This window comes from Paucibacter sp. B2R-40 (genome assembly GCF_025717555.1).
Taxonomy (GTDB): Bacteria; Pseudomonadota; Gammaproteobacteria; order Burkholderiales; family Burkholderiaceae_C; genus Paucibacter_A.
On sequence record NZ_JAJIRP010000003.1, the window covers coordinates 240,266 to 264,178 of the forward strand.

The following is a 23,913-nucleotide window of genomic DNA, read 5'->3' on the forward strand; positions in this document are numbered from 1 at the left end:
AGCAGGTTTTGAATCTAGAGCGCCAACTGCTTACACAAACGAAAAAGCCCCGCATCAGCGGGGCTTTCAATTTCAGCATTCAAGCGCTTGGGCGCTTGTCGGCTGATTACTTGGTGTCGCGTGTACCGACCACTTCGATCTCAACACGACGGTTCTTAGCACGGCCTTCGGCAGTCTTGTTGTCAGCAACAGGAGCCTTCTTGCCCTTGCCTTCGGTGTAGACGCGGTTCTTCTCTGCGCCCAAGCTCACCAAATAGGCCTTGACGGCTTCGGAGCGACGGACCGACAGCTTCTGGTTGTACTCTTCAGTGCCGATCGAGTCAGTGTGACCCACGGCAATGATGACTTCCAGATTCAGAGCCTTGGTCTTGCCGTACAGGTCAGCCAACACGGCCTTGCCTTCTGGCTTCAACACCGACTTGTCGAAGTCGAAGAATGCGTCAGCAGCGAAAGTCACCTTCTCGCTGGTTGGCTTTGGAGGCACAACCACTGGCTTCGGTGCAACAGGAGCCACCACTGGAGGAGGTGTTGGCTCAACTGGAGCAGCCTTGACAGCTGGCTTCAACGCACCATCGCATTCCTGGAGTGCCGTAGCAGGCGTCCAGTTGCTATCGCGCCAGCACAGCTCGTTGGTACCGTTCTTGACAGCGGTGCCATCAGTAGCGCGCCAGTTATCAATGGTTTGCTGCGTGGTCTGCGCGAAGGCGCCGGACGCGGCAACCGCTGCGATAGCGAAAAGCGACGCCACTCGATTCAATTTCTTCATGATTCTCCTCTCAAGGAATGCCGCAGTTGCCCTGCGATTGCCTAGTACTGGAACAAAAAAACCTCGGAAACTCCCGCAGTACGGGTTTCTCCTAGGGACTCATCGATTGTGCCATAGGGCACCGATAACTTCGTATTGTGGCGGTGCTTGATGTGAAGGTTAGTGGTGATGTTGCGTCGCTGCGACAGCCGCAGGCCTTTAGAATGCCAGTTCCTGTCCCCAACGATGCAGGCCGCTCCCGCTGGGTGCGGGCCGAGCACAAAGCGCATGACCCAGTTCGCCAAGGAAACATTGCCCATCAGCCTCGAAGAGGAAATGCGGCGTTCATACCTCGATTACGCGATGAGCGTGATTGTTGGTCGTGCTCTACCCGATGCACGTGACGGCCTCAAGCCGGTGCATAGACGCGTGCTCTTCGCGATGCACGTGCTCAATAATGATTGGAATCGACCTTATAAAAAATCCGCCCGTATCGTCGGCGATGTGATTGGTAAATATCACCCGCACGGCGACACCGCGGTGTATGACACCATCGTGCGGATGGCGCAAGATTTCTCGATGCGCCATATGTTGGTGGATGGCCAGGGTAATTTCGGCTCGGTCGACGGCGATAACGCCGCCGCGATGCGATATACCGAAATTCGTTTGGCGAAAATCGCGCATGAAATGCTCGCCGATATTGACAAGGAAACCGTCAATTTCGGACCCAACTATGACGGCTCGGAAAGTGAGCCGCTGGTATTACCCACAAGGTTGCCGAGTTTGCTGGTCAATGGCTCGACCGGCATTGCCGTCGGCATGGCGACCAATATCCCGCCGCACAACCTCAACGAGGTCATCGACGCCTGCTTGCATGCGCTGAAGAACCCGGATGTCACCATTGACGAGTTGATGGAAATCATCCCGGCACCGGACTTCCCGACTGCCGGCATCATCTACGGCTTGTCCGGTGCGCGCGATGGCTACCGCACCGGCCGCGGCAAGGTAGTGATGCGCGCCAAGGTTCACTTCGAGGACATCGACAAGGGCTCGCGCCAGTCGATCATCGTTGACGAGATCCCCTATCAGGTCAACAAGAAGACCTTGCTCGAGCGCATCGCCGAGCTGGTGCACGAGAAGAAGATCGAAGGCATCAGCCACATCCAGGACGAGAGCGACAAGTCCGGCATGCGGGTGGTGATCGAGCTCAAGCGCGGCGAAGTGCCCGAGGTGGTGCTGAACAATCTGTACAAACAGACTCAGCTGCAAGACACCTTCGGCATGAATATGGTGGCGCTGATTGACGGCCAGCCCAAGCTGTGCAATCTGAAAGAGCTGATCATCGTCTTCCTGGAGCATCGCCGTGAAGTGGTGACGCGCCGCACAATCTTCGAGCTGCGCAAGGCCCGCGACCGCGGCCATGTGCTGGAAGGTCTGGCCGTTGCGATGGCCAATATCGACGAGTTCATCGCCACCATCAAGGCCTCGCCGACGCCGCCTGTCGCCAAGGCCGCTTTGATGGCCAAGAGCTGGGACTCCTCGCTGGTGCGGGAGATGCTGGCACGCGCCGAGGGGGACACGGAAGGCGGCCGCAATGCCTACCGCCCGGAAGGCCTGCCACCGGCCTATGGCCTGCAGAGCGATGGCCTGTACCGGCTGTCGGACGAGCAAGCCGGCGAAATTCTGCAGATGCGTCTGCAGCGCTTGACCGGCCTGGAGCAGGACAAGATCGTCGCCGAATACCGCGAAGTGATGGCGCAAATCGCCGATTTGCTCGACATCCTGGCCAAGCCGGCTCGTGTCACCGCCATCATCACCGATGAGCTGACACAGGTTCGCCTCGAGTTCGGCCAAACCAAGATCGGCGCACGCCGCAGCTCGATCGAGCACAACCCGCAAGAACTCGGCACCGAGGACTTGATCACGCCGACCGATATGGTGGTGACGCTCTCGCACACCGGCTATATCAAGAGCCAGGCACTGAGCGAATACCGGGCGCAAAAGCGCGGCGGCCGCGGCAAGCAAGCGACGCAAACCAAGGATGACGACTGGGTCGACCAGCTCTTCATTGCCAACACGCATGACTGGCTGCTGTGCTTCAGCAACCGTGGCCGCGTCTATTGGCTCAAGGTCTGGGAAGTGCCGCAGGGCTCGCGCGCGTCGCGCGGCAAGCCCATCGTCAATATGTTCCCGCTGCAACAGGACGAGAAAATCACCGTCGTGCTGCCGCTGACGGGTGAATTCCGCGTCTTCCCTGAAGGCCATTTCATCTTCATGGCCACGGCCTTGGGCACGGTCAAGAAAACCTCGCTGGAAGACTTCGCCAACCCACGCAAGTCCGGCATCATCGCGATCGCGCTGGACGAAGGCGACCACCTGATCGGTGCCGCGCTGACCGATGGCAAGCACGATGTGATGCTGTTCAGCGACGGCGGCAAGGCGGTGCGCTTCGATGAGGATGATGTGCGCTCGCTGGGCCGCACAGCTCGCGGCGTGCGCGGCATGATGTTGGAGCCCGAGCAACGCTTGATCGCGATGCTGGTGGCCGAAAATGACGGCACGCAGTCGGTGCTGACGGCCACCGAAAACGGCTACGGCAAGCGCACCAACATCCTTGAGTACACCCGCCACGGCCGTGGCACCAAGGGCATGATCGCGATCCAGCAAACCGAGCGCAATGGCCGCGTGGTAGCTGCGACCTTGGTGCGACCGGATGACGAAATCATGCTGATCACTGACCGCGGCGTACTGGTGCGCACCCGCGTGTCGGAAATCCGTGAACTCGGTCGCGCCACCCAAGGCGTGACGCTGATTGCACTCGACGACGGCTCTAAACTGTCGGGCCTGCAACGCATCGTCGAAAACGATGCGAATGAAGGCAATGCTGTAGACACAGAAACCCCAGACGGCGCAGCCACCGAAGACGGTGGCGCTCTTGACGACGCTAACAAGGAATAAGCTTGAACAAGTCCATGAAGATTTTGGCCACAGCGGCCCTCGCAGTTTGCGTTAACACCGGCTTCGCCCAGGCGGCGACCACAGCGCCTGCTGCCACGCCGGCTGCCACCGCCCCATCGGCCGCCAAGAAGGAATTGATTGCCAAGCTGATTCAGCTGCAGCAACCCGGCGTCGAAAACATTGCCCGCATGCTGATTCAGCAGCCGGTGGGCCAGTTGATGCAAGGTGCTGGCCAGGCCCTGCAAACGCAAGTGCCTGCCGAGAAGCGCGAAGCCACCGCCAAGAGCATAGAAGCCGAGGTGCGCAAGTTTGTCGACGAGGCAGTGCCGATGGTGAAGGACAAGGGCGCCAAGATGTCGGCCAGCGTCTGGGCACCGATGCTGGACGAGAAATTCAGCGACGAAGAGCTCAAGCAAATCATCGTTTGGCTGGAGTCGCCCGCCAGCAAGAAGTACCAGCAGCTCGGTGCCGAAATGCAAAACGCCCTGGGCCAAAAACTGATGGCCGAAGTCGGTCCATCGCTGGACACCAAGTTCAAGACTCTGCAGCAAAGCATTGCCAAGCAGTTGGGCGTGACGCCTAAGCCGGCCGCACCGGCCTCCTCGCCAGCCAAGAAGTAAGTTTCTTTTGATCTAGCCCCTTGCCCTGACACGATGAGCCTTCGCCCGTTTAATTTTTCCGCCGGCCCCGCCGCCTTGCCTGAAGAGGTTCTGCGCCAAGTGGCCGGCGAAATGTTGGACTGGCATGGCTCAGGCATGAGCGTGATGGAGATGAGCCACCGTGGCGCGGAGTTCACTTCGATTGCGGCGGCGGCGGAAAGCGACCTGCGCGAGCTGCTGCAGGTGCCGGCCAACTTCCGCATCCTGTTCATGCAAGGCGGAGGCTTGGCCGAGAACGCCATCGTGCCGATGAATTTATCACGCGGCGGCAAGGTTGATGTCATCGTCAGCGGCTCTTGGTCGGCCAAGAGCGCCGAGGAAGCGCAGCGTTATGCCGATGTCAGCGTCGCGGCCAGTGGCGCCGCAGCCAAGTTCACCACCCTGCCCGCGCCGGCCACGTGGCAGCTGCGCGGCGACGCCGCCTATGTGCACATCTGCTCCAACGAGACGATAGACGGGGTCGAATTTCAAGAACTGCCCGACCTGATGGCTTTGGGCAGCACCGCACCGCTGGTGGTTGATTGCTCTTCGCAGCAGCTGTCGCGCAGCATGGATTGGTCTCGCATCGGCTTGGCCTTTGGCGGAGCCCAGAAGAACATCGGCCCGGCCGGCCTGACCTTGGTTTTTGTGCGCGAAGACTTGCTGGGCCATGCCCTGCGTATCTGCCCTTCCGCCTTTGACTTCAAGGTGGTGGCCGAGGCCAAGTCCATGTACAACACGCCGCCAACCTTTGGCATCTATGTGGCCGGCCTGGTGTTCCAGTGGCTCAAGCGCTTCAGCTATGCCGGCAAAACCGGCGTGGCCGCCATAGAGCAACGCAATATCGACAAGGCGCAGCTGCTGTACGCAGCGCTGGACGCCTCCACCATGTTTGAAAACCGTGTGGCGGCGGATTGCCGCTCGCGCATGAATATTCCGTTCTACCTGAGCGGCAAGTTCAATACCGAGACACTCACTCAAGCCTTCCTGACCGGAGCGAAAGAGCGACAACTGCTGCAACTCAAGGGCCACAAGTCCGTGGGCGGCATGCGTGCATCGATCTATAACGCCATGCCACTCGAAGGCGCGCAAGCGCTGGTGGCGTATCTGAAGGACTTTGAGGCTCAATATGGCTGAAACAAGCGGCGCCGCCACGCCCGATTTGTTGGCGCTGCGCCAGCAAATCGATTCACTCGATACCCAGCTACTGACCCTGCTGAACCAGCGCGCCCATGTGGCCGAGCAGGTCGGCGAGATCAAGCGCCGCGAAGGCTCGCCCTTCTTCCGCCCGGACCGCGTCGCCCAGGTGATAGAGAAGATCAAGACTGCCAACACCGGCCCGCTCAAGGGCGAACATGTGGCCGCCATCTGGCGCGAGATCATGTCCGCTTGCCTGGCACTCGAATCGCCTCAGCGCGTTGCCGTCCTCGGGCCCCTGGGCACGTTTTGCGAGCAGGCCGCGATCGAATATTTCGGCGGCGCGGCCGATCTGATTTATTGCAATAGCTTTGATGAGGTCTTCCACGCCACCGCCTCGGGCAGCGCGCAATACGGCGTGGTCGGCGTTGAGAACATGACCGAAGGCGTGGTGACGCGCTCGCTGGATTTGTTCTTGCACACCCCCACCCATGTGGTCGGTGAAGTCAGCTTGTTGATCCGGCACAACCTGATGCGGCTGGACAACTCGCAAGACGGCATCGAGGCGGTGCTGGCCCACCCGCAAGCACTGGCGCAATGCCAGAACTGGCTGGCCAAGCATTTGCCCAATGCCGAGCGACGAGCGGTATCCAGCAATGCCGAAGGCGCAAGGCTGGCGGCCACCAACCCGGCCTGGGCCGCGATCGCCAGCGAGCGTGCCTCGACGATCTTTGGCCTGCACATCGTTGCCCATGCGGTGCAGGATGAAGCCTATAACCGCACGCGCTTTGCCGTTATCTGCTTGCCGCAGACCATGGCCACACCTCCAGCGTCGGCGCATGATTGCACCAGCCTGATCGTCTCGGTGCCGAACCGGCCCGGCGCGATGCATGACCTCTTGGTGCCGTTGAAGACCCACGGCGTGTCGATGACACGGCTGGAGTCACGCCCGGCCCGTACCGGCCAGTGGGACTACTACTTCTACATCGATCTGGACGGTCATCCCTCGCAGCCCAATGTGGCCGCCGCACTGGCCGAGTTGCGAGAGTTGAGTGCCTTTTTCAAGGTGATCGGCTCCTACCCCTTGAAGGCCTGAGGCGGGATGGCCGCGATGCTTTTCAACCAGCTCGGCGTCATTGGTTGCGGCTTGATGGGCGGCTCCTTCGCTTTGGGGCTCAAAAAGGCGGGCCTGGTCAAACGGGTGGTCGGCTATAGCAAGTCACCATCGACCACCGACCTAGCCAAACGCCTGGGCGTCATCGATGTGGCAGCCGAGTCAGCACTCTTGGCCGTATCGGGTTCGGATCTTGTGCTGATTGCCGTGCCGGTGTCGGCGACCGAATCGACGCTGAAGGCGATTCGCCATATGGTCAACCCGAATGTGCTGGTCATGGACGTCGGCTCGACCAAGGGCGATGTGGTCAGCGCAGCTAAGCGGGCCCTGGGCAAGCACATCGATGCTTTTGTTCCCGCGCACCCGATCACCGGCAAAGAGTCCGGCGGCGTGCAAAACGCTGACGCCGGGCTGTATGCCGACTGCCAAGTCATCTTGACGCCCTTGCCGCAGACCAATGCGGAACTGGTGCAGCGCGCGACCGATGTCTGGTCGGCGCTGGGTGCCAGAGTGCTCAAGATGACGCCGGAAAATCATGACGCCGCCTTCGCCGCCGTCAGCCACCTGCCGCATCTGCTCGCATACGCCTACTTTCAGTCGGTCGCGGCCCAGCCGGCTGGGCGAGATTATCTGAGTCTGGCCGGCCCGGGCTTTCGAGACTTCACCCGCATAGCCGCGAGTGATCCGACCGTCTGGCGCGACATCCTGATGGCCAACAAGGCCGAGGTCTTGATCCAGTCGCAGCGCTTTCGTCAGGCCTTGGACGCGATTGAGGCGCTGTTGAAGGACGACGATGCATCAGGGCTCGAAACCCGCATTCGTTTGATTTCGGAAGCCCGCGCGCAATGGCAACTGCCATCTGCCGTGTCGCGTCAGCCTAAATAAGGCCCTCAGGCCCGCCCGGCTGCCCAGCAGCCCCAACTTTTTGTCGACCACCATGTTCAAAATTCCATTCCTCGATCTGCCGCCGCTGCGCAGTGCCGGCGGCACCGTGCGCCTGCCCGGCTCCAAGAGCATCTCCAACCGCGTGCTGCTGCTGGCCGGCTTATCCGAGGGCGTGACCGAGGTGCACGACCTGCTGGACAGCGACGACACCGCCGTGATGCTGGATTCACTCAAGGCCCTGGGCTGCCGGCTCGAAACCTCCGACCACGGCGTGCTGCAAGTCACCGGCATCGGCGGGCGGCTGAAGGTCGATGCGGCGCAACTCTTCCTCGGCAATGCCGGCACGGCGATGCGCCCGCTGACCGCTGCACTGGCCGTACTGGCCGCGACGCAGGGCGGCGAGTTCGAGCTCAGCGGCGTCGCCCGCATGCATGAGCGGCCAATCGGCGACTTGGTGGACGCCTTGCGTTTGCTTGGCTGCCAGATTGATTGCCTGGGCCAAGAAGGTTATCCGCCCTTAAAGCTCACAGGTCCCTCCAAGCTGAACCTGGCCCAGCCAGTCAAGGTGCGCGGCGATGTGTCCAGCCAGTTCCTGACCGCCCTGCTCTTGGCTCTGCCGCTGGTCGCTGGCGAACAGGACGTAGTGATCGAGGTCGTCGGCGAGTTGATCTCCAAGCCCTATATCCACATCACGCTGGAGTTGCTCAAGCGCTTCGGCATCCAGGTGCAGCGCCAGGATTGGCAACGCTTCATCATCCCCGCCGGCAGTCACTACCGCTCGCCCGGGGCTGTGCATGTCGAGGGCGATGCCTCCTCGGCCTCGTACTTTGTCGCGTTGGGCGCACTGGCCGCCACCGAGGCACCGCTGCGCATCGAAGGCGTCGGCAGCGCCTCGCTGCAAGGCGATGTGCGCTTCATCGAGGCGGCACAGGCCATGGGTGCGCGCGTTGAAGCCGGGCCAAATTGGCTGGAAGTACGACGCGGGGCCTGGCCGCTGCGCGGTATTGAATTGGATTGCAACCACATCCCGGATGCAGCGATGACGCTGGCCGTGATGGCGCTGTACGCCGACGGCCCGACCACGTTGACGAATATCGCCAGTTGGCGCGTCAAGGAAACCGACCGCATTGCCGCGATGGCGGCCGAGCTGCGCAAGCTCGGCGCGACGGTCGAGGAAGGCCAGGATTGGCTGCGCGTGCACCCGCTGCTGAGCTGGAACGCGGCCAGCATCCACACCTATGACGACCACCGCATCGCCATGTGCTTTTCGCTGGCGGCCTTCAACGGTCTGGTGGCGGGTAAAACCAGCCCGGCCGTGCCGGTGCGGATTCTTGAGCCGCATTGCGTGGCCAAGACTTTTCCTGACTATTTCGAGACCCTGTTCGAGGTCAGCAAGGCACGCAGCAAAGACATTCCCGTCATCTGCATCGACGGCCCGACCGCCTCCGGCAAAGGGACCTTGGCCGATGAAGTGGCGCATGCCTTGGGCTATGTGGTGCTGGACTCCGGCATGCTCTACCGTGCCAGCGGCCTGGCCGCCCAGCGCGCCGGCGTCGATCTGGACGACGGGCAAGCGGTCGCGGCGGTCGCAGCGCGGCTCGACCTGCATTTCCGCAAGGGCCGGGTCACGCTGGGCGAAATCGATATCACCGAAGCCTTGCGCCTGGAAACCACCGGCCTCTTGGCCTCCAAGGTTGCCACTCACACCGAAGTGCGCCACGCTTTGAACCAGTTGCAGCTCGACTACCGTCGCCTGCCGGGCCTGGTGGCCGACGGCCGCGATATGGGCACGGCGGTGTTCCCGGATGCTGCACTGAAGGTTTTTCTCACGGCTTCGGCCGAAACCAGGGCCGAGAGGCGCTATAAGCAATTGATTTCCAAGGGGATTTCGGCTAGTATCGCGGGCTTGCGTCAAGATTTGGAGGCGCGTGACTTGCAGGACAAATCCCGCAAGGCCTCGCCACTAGCCCCTGCCGCAGATGCGCTGGCGCTCGACAACTCGGCCCTGTCCATTGAGGAATCAAAGGATTTGGTGTTGGCTTGGTGGGCCAAGGCGGGGCCTTTTTCGGATCAGCGTTGATTCGGAAAAGGCTCAATGAAACCCGCCGACTTCGGCTTTTGAGCCTGGTGCAAAGCCAAGGTTCGCTGCAGTCGGCGATATCCACAACCTAACCCGTCCGGCGGTCAAACGTCAGACACCCACAGTCGGACCGTCAAACGCCTTGGCCGCGCCGACACAGGAAACACCATGACAAAAATCAAAAACCTCGCCGAAGTTACTTCGTTCGAAGCTGGCTCCTTTGGCGCCATGTTCGAAGAGTCGCTGCAGCGTTCCGACCTGCGCGCCGGTGAAGTTATCTCCGCCGAAGTGGTCCGTATCGAGCACAGCTTTGTGGTCGTCAATGCCGGCCTGAAGTCCGAAGCCTACGTGCCAATCGAAGAATTCAAGAACGACCAGGGCGAGCTGGAAGTTCAAATCGGTGACTTCGTTTCCGTCGCCATCGACGCGATCGAAAACGGCTACGGCGACACCATCCTGTCGCGCGACAAGGCCAAGCGTTTGGCTTCGTGGCTGTCGCTGGAAGTGGCCCTGGAATCGGGCGACTTCGTCACCGGTACCGTGTCGGGCAAGGTCAAGGGCGGCCTGACCGTTCTGGTCAACGGCATCCGCGCCTTCCTGCCAGGCTCCCTGCTGGACACACGTCCGGTCAAGGACATGAGCCCGTACGAAGGCAAGACCATGGAGTTCAAGGTCATCAAGCTGGACCGCAAGCGCAACAACGTCGTGTTGTCACGCCGTGCTGTGGTCGAGGCTTCGATGGGCGAAGAGCGCGCCAAGCTGCTGGAAACGCTGGCCGAAGGTGCCATCGTTCAGGGCGTGGTCAAGAACATCACCGAATACGGTGCGTTCGTGGACCTGGGCGGTATCGACGGCCTGCTGCACATCACCGACATGGCATGGCGTCGTGTGCGTCACCCATCGGAAGTGGTCACTGTTGGTCAGGAACTGACCGCCAAGATCCTGAAGTTCGACGCCGAGAAGAACCGCGTTTCGCTGGGTCTGAAGCAGTTGGGCGACGATCCATGGTTCGGTGTCGCACGTCGCTACCCAACCAGCACCCGCCTGTTCGGCAAGATCACCAACATCGCTGACTACGGTGCATTCGTTGAAATCGAGCCGGGCATCGAAGGTCTGGTGCACGTCTCCGAAATGGACTGGACGAACAAGAACATTGCACCTTCGAAGCTGGTCACCCTGGGTGATGAAGTCGAAGTCATGGTCCTGGAAATCGACGAAGACAAGCGTCGCATCTCCCTGGGCATGAAGCAGTGCAAGGCCAATCCTTGGGAAGATTTCGCTGAAACCGTCAAGCGCGGCGACCGCGTCAAGGGCCCCGTCAAGTCGATCACCGACTTCGGCGTGTTCGTTGGCCTGGCTCAAGGCATCGATGGTCTGGTGCACCTGTCCGACCTGTCCTGGAACGAGACTGGCGAAGCTGCTGTGCGCAACTTCAAGAAGGGCCAAGAAGTCGAAGCCCTGGTCTTGGCCGTTGACGTCGAGCGCGAGCGCATCTCCCTGGGCATCAAGCAGCTGGACAGCGACCCGTTCACCACTTACACCACGGTCAATGACCGCGGTATGGTCGTGACTGGCAAGGTCAAGACGGTTGATGCACGTGGCGCCGAGATCGAGTTGGCCGACGAAGTGCTGGGTTATCTGCGCGCTTCGGAAATCTCCCGCGACCGCGTGGAAGATGCCCGCACCATGCTGAAGGAAGGCGACGAAGTCTCGACGCTGATCGTCAGCATCGACCGCAAGACTCGCAACATCCAGTTGTCCATCAAGGCCAAGGACAACGCCGACAATCAAGAAGCTATGCAGCGTCTGTCGGCCACAGCTGAGCGTGAAAACGCCGGCACCACCAGCCTGGGTGCTTTGCTGCGCGCCAAGCTGGACAACCAAGGCTAAATCGAAGTTCTTTGGCTCGGCCCCACTGTCTAGGTCGGGGTCGGGCCAAATTTCGAATCAAGTCAAGAAGGCCCGCCTCCGCAAGGAGCGCGGGCCTTTTTTATGAAAACATACCAACTCTGAAGCCACCAAGACATGACCCGATCCGACCTCGTTGTATTGCTGGCCGAGCGCTTCGGCCAACTGGCGCAGCGTGACACCGAGTTCGCCGTCAAGACGATTCTGGACGCGATGTCCGACTCGCTCTCGCGTGGCCACCGGATCGAGATTCGCGGTTTCGGCAGCTTCCAGGTCAACCGGCGCCCGCCCCGCATGGGCCGCAATCCGCGCAGCGGCGAGCAGGTGTTGATTCCAGAAAAGCTGGTGCCCCACTTCAAGCCCGGCAAAGCGCTGCGTGAAGGCGTTGATGCGGTCAATGGCGCAGACAAAGAAGTTCTCGCCGCGCAACAGATTAAGGGCTGACAGCGCTGAAGGACGCCGGCGCGGGCACTAGAATCCCGGGCAATGCGTATCCTTGTTTGGGCCTTCCGCGCCTTCCTCTTTTTTGCCCTTTTTGCCTTTGCGCTGAACAACAGCCACGAAGTCGTCGTGCGTTGGTTCTTCGGCCATGAATGGCGCTCGCCCTTGGTGATCGTGGTCCTGCTGGCCTTCGGCATGGGCTGTGCCCTGGGTGTGCTGGCCATGGTGCCGGCTTGGTGGCACCACCGCCGCATTGCCAGCCGCAGCCCTGCTGCCGCTGGCGCGACAGCTGCAACGATGAACAGCGTCGACGAAGCTCAGCCGCCGAGCGTGATCCGCGATGGAATTTGACCTTCGCTGGCTGCTCTTCGCTCTGCCTGCAGCCTTCGCCATCGGCTGGCTGGCCTCCAAGCTCGACACCCGGCAATGGAAGCGCGAGCAAAAAAGCTCACCCAAGGCCTATTTCACAGGCCTGAACCTGCTGCTCAATGAGCAGCAAGACAAGGCCATTGATGCCTTCATCGAGGCGGTGCAAAACGACCCCGACACCTCGGAGCTGCACTTCGCACTGGGCAATCTCTTCCGCCGCCGCGGCGAGTACGAGCGCGCAGTGCGGGTGCACCAGCATCTGCTGCAGCGCGGCGATCTGCCCCGATCGGAGCGCGAGCGCGCCCAGCACGCCTTGGCCCAAGATTTCTACAAGGCCGGCCTGTTTGACCGCGCCGAAACCGCCTTCACCGCCCTCGCCGGCACGCCGTTCGAAAGCGAGGCCGAATTGGCCTTGCTGGCCCTCTACGAGCGCACGCGCGACTGGCGCAAGGCTGCGGATGTGGCGCGCCATTTGGAGCAGACCGGCACCGCCTCTTTTGCAACTCGCATAGCGCATTACCTGTGCGAATTGGCGCTGGAAGCGCAAGCTCGCGATCAAGACGACGAAGCTTTGACCTTGCTCGCCGAGGCCCGCAAGGTGGCGCCTCATGCCGCGCGCGCCCATGTGCTGGGCGGGCAGATACAGGCCAGGCTGGGGCAGCCCAAACTGGCGATGGCGGCTTATGCCGAGCTCCTGGCGGTCAACCCCGAAGCCTTCAATCTGGTCGCGCGAGATTTTGCCGAAGCGGCACAAACCTGCGGCTGCCAGCAGCGCGCTTTAGCCATTCTGAGTGATCAATATGGCCGCACGCCCGGCATGCATTTACTGCAGGCAATCGCCAAACTGGAGCCGGCCGCAGACCTGCAGCGCGAACGCCTGAGCCGCCATCTGCGCGAGCAGCCCAATCTATCGGCCGCGCGCTTGCTGCTGACGCAAAGCCAGTTCAAGCTGAGCGAGGAAGAAGCACCCTTGGTCGCCACCGCGATCGACCGGGCCGTGCGGCCGCTACAGCGCTACCGCTGCGCCGCCTGCGGCTTCGAGGCCCAGCATTACTTCTGGCAATGCCCGGGCTGCCTGAACTGGGACACCTACCCACCCCATCATGTTGACGAATAGCCCGCCCAAGGCTGTAGATCGCATCCTGATCGTCCGTCTGAGTGCCCTGGGCGATGTCGTACTGAGTTCGGGGCTGATCCCGGCGCTGCTCAGCCGCTGGCCAGAGGCGCGTATAAGCTGGCTGGTGGAGCCTGCGGCCGCACCGCTGCTCGAACATAACCCGCGCTTGCATGAGCTGATTGTGTTGCCGACAGCGCGCTGGAAGACCCTGTGGCGTGAGGGCCAAAAGCTGCAGGCCTTACGGGAAGTCTTGCGCTTTCGAGCCAGCCTGCGCGCCGCCCAGTTCGACTTGGTCATAGACCCGCAAGGCCTGCTCAAAAGCGGCCTGATGGCCTGGTTCACGGGCGCACCCAGACGAGTCAACCTGAAGCCGCGCGAATCCAGCCAGTACTTGATGCATGAAAGCGTACGGCCCGCAGCAGGCTCAGGGCTTGACGCCACATTGCCCCTCGTTGCACACGAGTACCGCGATCTGGCGGTCTATCTCGGCGCCGACCCGACAAGCTACCGGATGGATCTGGCCGTGGGGGTGCGGGCCCAAGAGCGGGCTCGCAGTCTCTTGAGCCAAGCCAAGCTCGGCCCCAAGTATGCGGTCTTGGCGGCCTTCACCACCCGCCCCCAGAAGCACTGGATCGAAGGCAATTGGGCCGGCCTCGCCGAAGCCTTGCTCGCCCAAGGCCTCACGCCGCTGCTGCTCGGCGGCCCAGGTGATTTGCCCGCGGCGCTGCGTATCGCCGCCAGCAGCCCTGCCATCATCAACTTGGTCGGCCAATTCAAACTCGACGAGACCGTGGCCGCCATCCGGGGCGCCAGCCTGCTGATCGGTGTCGATACCGGGCTGACCCATATGGCCATCGCGCTGGACATCCCCACGGTCGCCCTGTTTGGCTCGACCACACCCTATTTGCGCGGCCCCAACGCGCGGACCCAGGTGCTTTACGAGCGACTGGCCTGCTCCCCCTGCAACCGCAAGCCCACTTGCCATGGCCGTTATGACTGCATGCGCCAGTTGGATGTGGCTCGTGTTTCAAAGGCCTGCGCCGAAGTCCAACAAGCGAACACCCGCTAGCAACCTATGTCATCCCAACTCGTGCCCAGCGACCTGCTCGCGAAGTCAAAAAAAATTCTGTTCATCACCCACCTGGCGCTGGGCGACTACACCTATTTGCAGAATTTTTTCCAGGCCTTTGCCAAGCACTTTCCGCATATCGAAGTGCATATCTGGGTCGACGAATTACGCCGCAGCAGCAAACCCGCGGATTGGGTGCATCTCAAAAAATATGCCCTGTACGACTGGTTGGCGGCCTGCCCTTTTGTCGCCAAGACCTATGACAAGACCTACAGCCCAGCGCTGTATCAGCAATCGATTCAAGAAGCTCGGCAGCAGCAATATCCTCTGGTCGTGTCTCTAGCCACTTTGCGCCCGCATCTATATGCGGCCTTGGCGCGCGAGATCAGCCCGAGCGGTTTTGTGGTCGGCATGAAGCATGAGCCCGGCCTCTTGGCCTTGCACAGACACTGGGCCTACCGAAAGCTCGACGCCGCCCTCAATCCTGATGCGCGAACGCAGGCCGGCCAGCACATCACGGGCATTTACAACGGTTGGTTCAACTCGTACTTCGGCATGGACTTGGCCGCAGAGGAACGCTTCCCCTTTCTCGATGTTCCGCCAAAGTGGTTGATCGCAAGCCAGCAGCAATTGCTGCAATGGGGTTTTACCGCCACAAGCGACAAGCCCGTACGGCCTGTCTTCATCAACCCTTTCGCCAAGAACAACAAGCGCTGCTGGCCCTTGAGCCGGGTGGTCGAGCTGATTCAGGCCATGCGCAAGCTACCGGCTTGGGCCAACACTTGTTTCGTCGTCAATGTGGTGCCCGAGCAGATGACCCAGGTGCGGGCCTATTTCGCCACCCAGGGCTTGGAGCGGGTGCAACTCTTCAGCGCCGAAGAAAACTTCTTCCAATTGCCGGCGATGTTGAGCCAATGCAGTTTGATCATCTCGGTGGAAACTGCAGTGATGCACTTGGCCAATGCGGTGCATATTCCGGTGATCGCCCTGATGCGTCAGAAGAACCCGGAATGGGCACCGATTGACGAGAAGAACAGCACCGTGATCACGACGCTGAGTCGCAGTGACTGGGTCAAGGCGATCACCGCCGAGCAGGTCACAGCAGTTCTGGATTCAGTCAAACCGGCCTGAGAGCTGGCGCCACTTCATCCAACAATAAAAACCAAGCGCGTCGTAAATGCCTCTGGCTGTCTTGCGGATATTCTTCTTGAACAGTTGCTGCGCTGTGGCTTGACGCCCGGTGCGGCACAAATTCTTGAAAAGATTGCGTGCTGCCCTGTTTTGGAGCATGGCGGGCTCACATCGCGCAAGATACTCGGCTAACTGCGGGTCTTTGAACACGGCATGGAAATTGGCAAAACCGTGAAAACCAAAGGTCGGCCCGCTCGGCGGAATAAATTCAAAGGCGAATTTTGAAGCCAACTCGATAGGCGCAAACTTAATGCCATGCTCCTTGATCAATTGCTCGCGGTGCAACTCACAAATCACATAGTCCTCGGGATGCACCTGCTGAATATCAATTTTCTTCAGCGCCTCGATCAAACGCCTTGAGCGCAAGGAAAACCCACCATTGCCGACCGCAACCGGGCGATGCGGCCAAGGTGCACCGATATAGTCATACTGCAAAAATTCATCGTCCCAACAATCCGCATTGAGAATAAATCCGTCCCATTGCACAACCAGGACAAAGTCGCCAGAAAAATAGTCTCCGATATCCTTCAACATGAAAGATGAATAGCCTTCCATATCACTGAAGGGCGGAATCAATACTTGTTCGATAGTGGCAGGCAAAGCTTGTCGGCTGGTGCACAACAGCAAGCATTCCTTGAAGGATGCCGCCGCCATGCAGCGCTCCAAGGCATAGCGCGCCAACTGGGTACGACGAGTTTCAACGCAAACCAAGCTGACCTGGCTGAGTTGTGGTTTGGACGAGTTCATATACAAGTTATGCCGCAAAATACGCCGCTGTCGATCGGCACCGTTTCCTGAGAATCGAATCATCCCATGATCTACATTGACGTCACCGATCTCATCCTGTGGGTCCGGCGCAAAACCACCGTCACCGGTATTCAACGCGTGCACATCAACTATGCCGTCAATGCCTTGGACCACGGGGCTCAATGCCTGATGTTTTACGGCCGGGAATGCCGCGATGTGGCCCTGGTCAGCAACGAGTTCGTGCGCTTCATGGGCGACGTGCTGAGCAGCCGCGTGAAGATGGACAAGCGCAAGTTTTTTGAGATGTGCCCGAACGCGCGGCTCTTTCCCTGGCCCGACTACAGCCAAAAATACGCTCACCGCCCGGTCAAATACTGGCTGCACACCGTCGGCGGCCATCTGCGCTTTCATACCCAGCGCTGGCTGTTTGAGCGCCCCGCTCAAAGCCCGGACTTCAAGCCGGGCGATGCGCTGCTCAGCATCGGGAGAGACTGGACGATGGAGGGCTATGTCGCCAATATCCAGCGCTTGAAGGACCGCTACGGCATCCGGCCGCAGCTTTTTCTTCACGACATGATCCCGATTCCGGGCGAAAAACAAGCCGGCACTGCCAAGCGCTTTTTGACCTTTGTCATCGATGCCTTCAAGACCTTCGACCGCTTCTTCACCAGCTCCGACTACAACCGGGGCGAGATCATCAAGTACATGCATGAGTTTGTCGGCTATGAGAAGCCGGTCGTAAAACTCGGCTTCGGGCAAAACATCAATGCGATGGGCTTGGCCCCGACCGCCTTGCCTGAGGGCCTGGAGCCTGGTCGTTATCTCTTATGCGTGGGCAGGGTTGCGGCCTCGAAGAACCAGATCCGCTTGATGAAGGCCTGGCACAAACTGGTACAGACAGGCGCTGACGGCGGCGTGAAGCTCGTTTTGCTGGGTGAACTCAGCGGCAGCTATCGCGAATTCCATGACTATCTTAAAGATGCCAAGGCCTTGACGGGCAAGCTGATCTTGTTGGAAAAAGCATCCGACCAGTTGCTCAACACTCTGTACCAGAACTGCCTGTTCACCGTGTTCCCGTCCACCATCGAAGGCTATGGGCTGCCCGCTGCGGAGTCGGTCGCCTACGGCAAATTTTGTTTGGCCTCCAACGCCACATCCATCCCCGAGGCGGCCGGCATCTATGCCGACTACTTCAATCCCTATGACGAAGATGAGATGCTGGCCAAGCTCAACCATTACCTGAATGACGGCGCCGCCCTGCAAGCCCGCGAGGCTTTGATCAAGACAGCAAAAATCAGGACCTGGGCCGAGGCCAGCGCGGAGTTGCTGGAACGCGCCGGTCGGCCTTTGGAAGCGGTTTAGGCCAGCAAGACCGACACCGCCAGCGCCAAACTGCCGCAGCGCTCGGCCGCAAGGCCAACAGGCAATCCAGCCGGCTCACCGCGACCGTCTTTGGCGACCAAGAAGGCACGACCAAGCCCGGCCGCCTGCGCAGCCTCGATATCGGAGGGCTTGTCGCCAAACAAGACCGATGCGTCCAAATCCAGTTGCAAGCGTCGCGCCGCACGCAAAATCATGCCCGGCGCCGGTTTGCGGCAATCGCAATCACGCCGGTATTCGGGCACTTGTCCGTCGGGTAGGTGCGGGCAATATTCAACCGCTGCCAGAGGCACCTGCTGCGCCAGCAAAAACTCACTCATGCGCTCACTCAAACGCAGAAATTCGGCCTCGCTGTATTTGCCCCGCGCAATGCCCGATTGATTGGTCACCACCACCAGCGCATAGCCGGCCTGATGCAGCAGGCGCATGGCATCGATTGCGCCGGGCACGAATTCAAAGTCTTCCCAGCGGCCGACATAGGCGTGGTCGATATTGATCACGCCGTCGCGATCCAAAAAGGCCGCCTTCATTCAGCTCAAACGCAAGCTGCGCACCAGAGCCGTGGTCGAGTAGCCGTCGACAAAGGACAGCGCCTCGGCCCGGCCGCCCCAGGAACGCACCAAGCGCGTTTCTTCCAGCAGCTCCATATCGTAGTCACCGCCCTTGACGTAGATGTCGGGGCGAATGCGCACGAGCAAAGCGCATGGCGTGGGCTCATCAAAAAAGGTCACGGCGTCTACCGCCGCCAGTCCGGCCAGCACCAGACCCCGGTCGAGCTCGCGGTTGATCGGCCGCTCTGGGCCTTTACCCAGACCGCGCGCAGAGGCATCGGTGTTGATCGCAACAATCAGGCTGCCACCCAGTTGGCGCGCCGCATGCAAATAGCTGACATGGCCGCGGTGCAAGATATCGAACACGCCGTTGGTGAACACCAGCGGCCGCGGCAGGCTGGCCAACCGAGCCGCCAAGGCCATGTCATCCAGTGCTGTAGCGTCCAGCAGCTTGTCCTGCAAGGCCCAATTCAAGGTCGCGCTCAAGCTTGCAACTCCGCATAGCTGACCGTCGCGGTGCCGAACTTGCCCACCACGATGCCCCCGGCCCGATTCGCCCAGCGCATCGCCTGATCCATGCTCAGACCCGCCGCCATCATCACCGCCAAAGTGGCGATCACCGTGTCGCCGGCGCCGGTCACATCGAACACCTCGCGCGCCTGCGCCGGCTCATGGCTGACCTCGTCAGCGGCAAATAGCGTCATGCCTTCTTCCGAGCGCGTCAGCAAGACGGCCTCGACGCCAATCGCCTCTCTCAGTGCATCAACCTTGGCCTTCAAATCTGCTTCGCTGCGCCACTGGCCGCTGACCAGCGCCAGTTCGGCCCGGTTCGGCGTGATCACGGTCGCGCCCGCATAACGCTGAAAATCACTGCCCTTGGGGTCAACCAGGACCGGCTTGCCGGCCGCCCGGGCCAGCGCGATCATCTGCGGAATATGTGCCAGGCCGCCCTTGCCGTAGTCGGAGAACAGCACCAAGTCATGGTCGGCCAGCTGCTGCTCAAATGCGTCGGTCATCTCGCCCAAGAGCTCATGATCCGGTTCGTTCTCGAAGTCGATGCGCAGCAACTGTTGGGCCCGACCGATCACGCGCAACTTGACGATGGTTTGCAGCTTGGGGTCGTCGCGCAAGACCGTTTCCACGCCCTGCGCATGCAGTAGCTCGCGCAGCTTGACGGCAGGCTGATCACGCCCCACCACGGTCAACAAGGTCGTGCGCGCACCGAGCATCTTGACGCCCAGCGCCACATTGGCCGCACCGCCCAAGCGTTCCTCTTCACGCTCCACGCGTACCACCGGCACCGGCGCCTCGGGCGAGATGCGTTCGACCGCGCCGTGCCAGTAGCGATCCAGCATCACGTCACCGACCACCAACACGCGCATGGCCGCCAGCTGCTCGCGCGTCGGCAAACTTTGCAGGCCTTGAAGTAAGTTCTTAGTCACAGTCCCCGCCCTCTCAGTCCAGGCCGAGTTCGGCTTCGATCAAACCGCACAAGGTGTGGCCGATCAAGATATGCGCCTCCTGGATCCGCGCCGTCACCTGGTGCGGCACCACGATTGACCCGTCGCACAGGCCACGCAGTTGGCCGCCATCGCGTCCCAACAAGCCCAACGTGTAAACGCCGGCCGCCTTGGCCGCCTCGACCGCGCGCAAGACATTGGCAGAGTTGCCCGAGGTCGAGATCGCCACCAAGGCGTCGCCCGAACGCGCCAGCGCAATCAGCTGGCGTGCGAACACCTGCTCGAAGGCGTAGTCATTCGAGATGCAGGTCAAGGCCGAGGTATCGGTGTTGAGCGCGATAGCCGCCAGCGGGCGGCGATCTTTGATGAAGCGGCCGGTCAACTCGGCGGCCAGATGCTGGCTGTCAGCGGCCGAACCCCCGTTGCCGCAAAACATGATCTTGCCGCCCTGCGTGAGCACCTTGGCCAAATGTTGTCCGGCCTGGGCGATAGCGGGGTCCAAGTCGTGCAACACGGTCATCAGTTGCTGATGCTCGGCAAGATTGCGCAAAAACAGTGAATTCATTGATGAAAATCCATGAAAAGTAAAGAGTTGCTCGGGCGCTGCAGTGATCTGCTGTGGGCCATTCACATCACGCCATTATCAACGCAGGCAGACCTGCAATGGCGGCTGGGCCCAGACCCAAAATGCCAGCGACAATCCTTCGCCATGACGACTGATCCTTCCGAACTCAAACCCGTTGCCAAGCGTTTGATGCGCTTTGTCAAACCCTACCGCACCGGCCTCTCGCTGACTTTGCTGGCCTACGCCGCAGCGGCGGCCACCGAGCCGCTGATTCCGCACCTGATCAAGACCGTGTTCGGTCAAGGCTTCGCCAGCAGCTCCTTTTCGGTGTGGTGGGTGCCGGTCGTGTTGATTGGCCTGTTTGCCTTGCGTGGCTTGCTCGGCTTCTTGGGGCAGTACCTGCTCAACTGGTCGGTTACACGGGTGGTGATGGACTTTCGCTGTGCGCTGCTGGATGCCTTGTTGAAGGCCGATGCACGCGTCTTCACCAGCTTGCAACCCGGCACAGCGGTCACCAAAGTGGTCAACGACCCGCAGCAAATCATGGGCACGCTGACCAACCCCTTCATCAGCGTGTTGCGCGATGGCCTGCCGGCCATTGCGATTCTGGGCTACTTGATCATGCTGAACTGGCAGTTGACGCTGCTGTCCATGATCACAACGCCCTTGATGGCTTTCGTCATGCGCAAGGTCGCCACGCGCGTGCGCCGGCTCGGCGGCCTTGCCTATGACGCGCAGCTGCAGTTGGTCAACAAGGTCGACGATCTGACCCGCGCTTGGCGGGTGGTGCGCAGCTTTGATGCGGCCGACCATGAGCGGGCTCAATTCAACGCGCTGGCCCGGCAGGTGCAGCGCAACAACCTGAAGTCGGCAGCGGCGGCAGCCATGACGCAGCCCTTGTCGCAGTTCGTCGCAAGCTGGGGTTTGTCTTTGATCGTCTGCTTGGCCTTGCTGCAGGCGCGCCAAGCCAATACCGGCGTGGGCGAGTTCGCCGCCTTCATCACCGGCCTGCTCTTGCTGACCTCACGCCTGCGCCATCTCAGCGACCTGATGCCGCCCATCACCAGCGCGCTGGTGATCGCACGCGGCTGCATGAGTTTGCTGGACATGCCGGTTGAGCCCGACAAGGGGACCAAGGAACTTCAGGACTGCAAGGGCGAGATCCAGATGCAGGATGTTCATCTGCTCTACCCTGACGCCGATCGCCCGGCGCTCAATGGGCTGACGCTCAAGTTCGCAGCCGGTCAAACCACCGCCCTGGTCGGTGCCTCGGGTGCCGGCAAGAGTTCCATCGTTCATCTGCTGCTGGGCTTTGGCCAGGCCGATTCCGGCAGTGTCATGCTCGACGGGGTTGAGGTCAGCGAACTTCGCAAGGGCAATCTGCGCCGCCAGTTTGCGGTGGTGTCGCAAGACATCGTGCTGTTTGACGCCTCGGTGGCCGACAACATCGCCTATGCCCAGCCCCGCGATGAAGCCAAGTTGGAGCAGGCCCTGCGTGCCGCCAATCTGTGGGACTTCGCGCTGGGCCTGCCGCAAGGGCTGGACACCATCATCGGCGCCAATGGCAGCAAGCTATCGGGCGGCCAGCGCCAGCGACTGGCGATCGCGCGCGCGCTCTACCGGGACGCGCCGGTCTGGGTTTTTGATGAGGCCACCTCCGCTCTCGACACCGAAAGCGAACGCGCGGTTCAACAAGCCTTGGAACTGTGGCAGGGGCGCAAGACGCTGATCGTGATTGCGCACCGCCTGTCCACCGTTCGCTCGGCCGACACCATCCATGTGCTGGGCGCCGGGCGGGTCTTGGAGAGCGGCTCGCACACCGAGCTGATCGAGCACGATGGCGCCTATGCCGCGATGGTGCGGGCGCAGCACGGCGAATAGCCCAATGCAGGCTCTGCGCCGGCGCAGCTGGCTGATCATCACCTTCTGTGGATTTACGCCAGGCTTGCGGGCCCAGATCAAAGCGCTGGAAGTGAATCAAGCCAGCCGGGCCGAACTTGAATCGTTGCCCGGCTTGGGGCCGAACTTGGTTGAGCGTATCTTGACCGAGCGGGCCAAGATGGCGTTCAGCGATTGGGCCGATTTGCGCCAACGGGTGCGCGGCATTGGCCCGACCAGCGCCAAAAAACTCTCGGCACTTGGCCTGCGCGTGAACGGATTGGATTACCCCGATTGAGTCAAAGCGCCGGGCAAGGTCTCGGCAAAGCCGGCCTTGCGCCGCCGCATGGCGGCCGGGTCGCATTGCAAAGCTTGCGCCGGCCAGCCAAAAAAGGCCTGCACCTCGGCACGCCTGGCCAAAGTGTCACTCATGCCAAGATTGATCAACTCACCGGTGAACGAAGGTTCAAACAGCAAATAACTGGTCAAGGCCGAGCCGCTCGCTCCCTTGCCCTCGCCCACCACTCCGACGCTGCGCAAGAGGCCCTTGATGGCCGGCGGCAGGCTGCCTTGATGTTCGGCCGCCAAGTCATCCAGACGCCGGCTGGGCGCAATCACCAAGACCTCTACCGGCCGCAAAGGCGTCGCCTCGCGGGCCTGCTGCGGCAGTAGCGACAGCGTGTTGTTGATGCGCTGCAAGCGCTCCACATCGACGGCCAGCGCATCCAGAAAGATATTCGACAAGGCATGACCGGCGATCTGCGCCATGCTGGGGTGGCCCGTGACCAAGGCGGCGCGTCGGCTGCCTGGCGGCTCATGCATGCGGCCCGCACCAATCACCAAGATGCGCTCGGCGCCGAGGTGGATGGCCGGCGAGATCGGCGCGCTTTGGCGCATCGAGCCGTCACCAAACCACTCGGACTGACCATCCAGATCAAGCGACTGAGCCGGAAAGATGAATGGAATCGCAGACGAGGCCGTCAGGTGCTCAACCGTCAACTGTGCCCTCACTGCAATGCGCTGCGAGCGCAGCCAAGGTGTGATGGCCTTGTGAGTTTGATAAAACGTAACGTGCTGGCCGGACGTGTAGCTGGAGCCGCTGATCGCCAAGGCATGCATATGGCCAGCCGCCAGCATGTCGTCCAGGCGCTCCATCTGAATCCAGCGATGCAAAAGCGCGGCCAGCGGTGAGTTATCGAGCAGGCTGCGAGGCTGCGTGCGCCGCCAACGCGCAACCGCCCAGCCCAAGCTCATCAATCTCAGCCAACGGGCACCGGTGCGAATGATGCCAAAGGCGTCAGCGCTGTAAATCTGGTCGACATGCAAGTTCTGCCACAGATGCACCAAGCCGTCCACGGCACCATCAAAATCATCCGCATGGCAGGCCAGGGTGGCCGCATTGATGGCGCCCGCCGAAGTGCCGGCGATGATGGGGAAGGGGCTGGAACCGCTGAAACCCGCGTCGCGGCGCAACTGCGCTACCGCCGCCAGCACACCCACCTGATAGGCCGCACGCGCGCCGCCTCCGGTGAGGATGAGTCCGCAAGGCCCCACGGATGGCCTCGAAGCTGTGTTGAGGGGTGAGTTGGCGTTAGGCATGGTCGGCAATGGCATGAATCATCGCCTATTTGTCGCGGCTCAAGCCTTCAAAAAAGGCGGAAAACAAGCGGTAGAGCGCCC

The 23,913-nt window shown here is 61.1% G+C and carries 22 protein-coding genes; 15 read left to right on the forward strand and 7 right to left on the reverse strand.

From position 1 onward, the window contains the following. Nucleotides 1-106: 106 nt before the first annotated feature. Nucleotides 107-766 carry an outer membrane protein OmpA gene (gene ompA / locus LNV09_RS07640; RefSeq protein WP_263556497.1) on the reverse strand — a complete coding sequence of 220 codons (660 nt, stop codon included), beginning with the start codon at nucleotides 764-766 and terminating at the stop codon, nucleotides 107-109. A 267-nt stretch (nucleotides 767-1,033) separates the two neighbouring features. Here ompA and gyrA point away from each other — a divergent pair, with 267 nt between their 5' ends. The 12 genes from gyrA to LNV09_RS07700 all read left to right on the forward strand — a co-directional run bounded on the left by gyrA (nucleotide 1,034) and on the right by LNV09_RS07700 (nucleotide 15,592). Then, nucleotides 1,034-3,703, forward strand: a complete 2,670-nt coding sequence (gene gyrA, locus LNV09_RS07645) for a DNA gyrase subunit A (protein ID WP_263556498.1) — start codon at nucleotides 1,034-1,036, stop codon at nucleotides 3,701-3,703. A 14-nt stretch (nucleotides 3,704-3,717) separates the two neighbouring features. After that, nucleotides 3,718-4,323 (forward strand): DUF2059 domain-containing protein, encoded by a 606-nt coding sequence (locus LNV09_RS07650; RefSeq protein WP_263556499.1) that lies wholly within the window; start codon nucleotides 3,718-3,720, stop codon nucleotides 4,321-4,323. 33 nt (nucleotides 4,324-4,356) lie between these two features. Continuing rightward, nucleotides 4,357-5,478, forward strand: coding sequence for a 3-phosphoserine/phosphohydroxythreonine transaminase (gene serC, locus LNV09_RS07655; protein WP_263556500.1), 1,122 nt, complete (start codon nucleotides 4,357-4,359; stop codon nucleotides 5,476-5,478). Beyond that, nucleotides 5,471-6,574: a prephenate dehydratase gene (pheA, locus tag LNV09_RS07660; RefSeq protein ID WP_263556501.1), complete on the forward strand. Its 1,104-nt coding sequence runs from the start codon at nucleotides 5,471-5,473 to the stop codon at nucleotides 6,572-6,574. Before serC ends, pheA begins: the two co-directional genes overlap by 8 nt. A gap of 6 nt (nucleotides 6,575-6,580) precedes the next feature. Continuing rightward, the gene (locus LNV09_RS07665) at nucleotides 6,581-7,477 is read left to right on the forward strand and encodes a prephenate dehydrogenase (protein WP_263556502.1); all 897 of its coding nucleotides are present in this window, start codon (nucleotides 6,581-6,583) and stop codon (nucleotides 7,475-7,477) included. A 52-nt stretch (nucleotides 7,478-7,529) separates the two neighbouring features. After that, nucleotides 7,530-9,557, forward strand: coding sequence for a bifunctional 3-phosphoshikimate 1-carboxyvinyltransferase/cytidylate kinase (locus LNV09_RS07670; RefSeq protein WP_263556503.1), 2,028 nt, complete (start codon nucleotides 7,530-7,532; stop codon nucleotides 9,555-9,557). A 168-nt stretch (nucleotides 9,558-9,725) separates the two neighbouring features. Further along, nucleotides 9,726-11,447 carry a 30S ribosomal protein S1 gene (rpsA, locus tag LNV09_RS07675; protein ID WP_263556504.1) on the forward strand — a complete coding sequence of 574 codons (1,722 nt, stop codon included), beginning with the start codon at nucleotides 9,726-9,728 and terminating at the stop codon, nucleotides 11,445-11,447. Nucleotides 11,448-11,582: 135 nt separating this feature from the next. Further along, nucleotides 11,583-11,909, forward strand: a complete 327-nt coding sequence (locus LNV09_RS07680; RefSeq protein WP_263556505.1) for an integration host factor subunit beta — start codon at nucleotides 11,583-11,585, stop codon at nucleotides 11,907-11,909. 42 nt (nucleotides 11,910-11,951) lie between these two features. Then, nucleotides 11,952-12,257, forward strand: coding sequence for a lipopolysaccharide assembly protein LapA domain-containing protein (locus tag LNV09_RS07685; protein WP_263556506.1), 306 nt, complete (start codon nucleotides 11,952-11,954; stop codon nucleotides 12,255-12,257). Further along, nucleotides 12,247-13,392: a lipopolysaccharide assembly protein LapB gene (gene lapB, locus LNV09_RS07690; protein ID WP_263556507.1), complete on the forward strand. Its 1,146-nt coding sequence runs from the start codon at nucleotides 12,247-12,249 to the stop codon at nucleotides 13,390-13,392. The genes LNV09_RS07685 and lapB overlap by 11 nt, the downstream gene beginning before the upstream one ends. Beyond that, nucleotides 13,379-14,461, forward strand: a complete 1,083-nt coding sequence (locus tag LNV09_RS07695) for a glycosyltransferase family 9 protein (RefSeq protein WP_263556508.1) — start codon at nucleotides 13,379-13,381, stop codon at nucleotides 14,459-14,461. The genes lapB and LNV09_RS07695 overlap by 14 nt, the downstream gene beginning before the upstream one ends. 6 nt (nucleotides 14,462-14,467) lie before the next feature. Further along, nucleotides 14,468-15,592 (forward strand): glycosyltransferase family 9 protein, encoded by a 1,125-nt coding sequence (locus LNV09_RS07700; protein ID WP_263556509.1) that lies wholly within the window; start codon nucleotides 14,468-14,470, stop codon nucleotides 15,590-15,592. On the opposite strand, the gene LNV09_RS07705 is transcribed toward LNV09_RS07700, so the two are convergent. Further along, complete coding sequence (locus LNV09_RS07705) at nucleotides 15,575-16,462, reverse strand: DUF5672 family protein (RefSeq protein WP_263556510.1); 888 nt, start codon at nucleotides 16,460-16,462, stop codon at nucleotides 15,575-15,577. The genes LNV09_RS07700 and LNV09_RS07705 overlap by 18 nt on opposite strands. A 3-nt stretch (nucleotides 16,463-16,465) precedes the next feature. On the opposite strand from LNV09_RS07705, the gene LNV09_RS07710 reads away from it, so the two are divergent. Further along, nucleotides 16,466-17,761 carry a glycosyltransferase gene (locus LNV09_RS07710; protein WP_263556511.1) on the forward strand — a complete coding sequence of 432 codons (1,296 nt, stop codon included), beginning with the start codon at nucleotides 16,466-16,468 and terminating at the stop codon, nucleotides 17,759-17,761. On the opposite strand, the gene gmhB is transcribed toward LNV09_RS07710, so the two are convergent. The 4 genes from gmhB to LNV09_RS07730 all read right to left on the reverse strand — a co-directional run bounded on the left by gmhB (nucleotide 17,758) and on the right by LNV09_RS07730 (nucleotide 20,355). Continuing rightward, nucleotides 17,758-18,309 carry a D-glycero-beta-D-manno-heptose 1,7-bisphosphate 7-phosphatase gene (gmhB, locus tag LNV09_RS07715; RefSeq protein ID WP_263556512.1) on the reverse strand — a complete coding sequence of 184 codons (552 nt, stop codon included), beginning with the start codon at nucleotides 18,307-18,309 and terminating at the stop codon, nucleotides 17,758-17,760. The two genes, LNV09_RS07710 and gmhB, sit on opposite strands and share 4 nt — an antisense overlap. Then, on the reverse strand, nucleotides 18,310-18,753 hold the full coding sequence (locus tag LNV09_RS07720) for an adenylyltransferase/cytidyltransferase family protein (RefSeq protein ID WP_263556774.1): 444 nt from the start codon (nucleotides 18,751-18,753) through the stop codon (nucleotides 18,310-18,312). A gap of 59 nt (nucleotides 18,754-18,812) precedes the next feature. Next, nucleotides 18,813-19,712, reverse strand: a complete 900-nt coding sequence (rfaE1, locus tag LNV09_RS07725; RefSeq protein ID WP_263556775.1) for a D-glycero-beta-D-manno-heptose-7-phosphate kinase — start codon at nucleotides 19,710-19,712, stop codon at nucleotides 18,813-18,815. A gap of 73 nt (nucleotides 19,713-19,785) precedes the next feature. Then, on the reverse strand, nucleotides 19,786-20,355 hold the full coding sequence (locus LNV09_RS07730) for a D-sedoheptulose-7-phosphate isomerase (protein WP_263556513.1): 570 nt from the start codon (nucleotides 20,353-20,355) through the stop codon (nucleotides 19,786-19,788). A gap of 144 nt (nucleotides 20,356-20,499) precedes the next feature. On the opposite strand from LNV09_RS07730, the gene LNV09_RS07735 reads away from it, so the two are divergent. Next, complete coding sequence (locus tag LNV09_RS07735; protein ID WP_263556514.1) at nucleotides 20,500-22,236, forward strand: ATP-binding cassette domain-containing protein; 1,737 nt, start codon at nucleotides 20,500-20,502, stop codon at nucleotides 22,234-22,236. A gap of 4 nt (nucleotides 22,237-22,240) precedes the next feature. Further along, nucleotides 22,241-22,531, forward strand: coding sequence for a ComEA family DNA-binding protein (locus LNV09_RS07740; RefSeq protein ID WP_263556515.1), 291 nt, complete (start codon nucleotides 22,241-22,243; stop codon nucleotides 22,529-22,531). Here the strand turns inward: LNV09_RS07740 and LNV09_RS07745 are convergent. Next, on the reverse strand, nucleotides 22,519-23,832 hold the full coding sequence (locus LNV09_RS07745; protein ID WP_263556776.1) for a patatin-like phospholipase family protein: 1,314 nt from the start codon (nucleotides 23,830-23,832) through the stop codon (nucleotides 22,519-22,521). The two genes, LNV09_RS07740 and LNV09_RS07745, sit on opposite strands and share 13 nt — an antisense overlap. Between the last annotated feature and the right edge of the window lie 81 nt (nucleotides 23,833-23,913).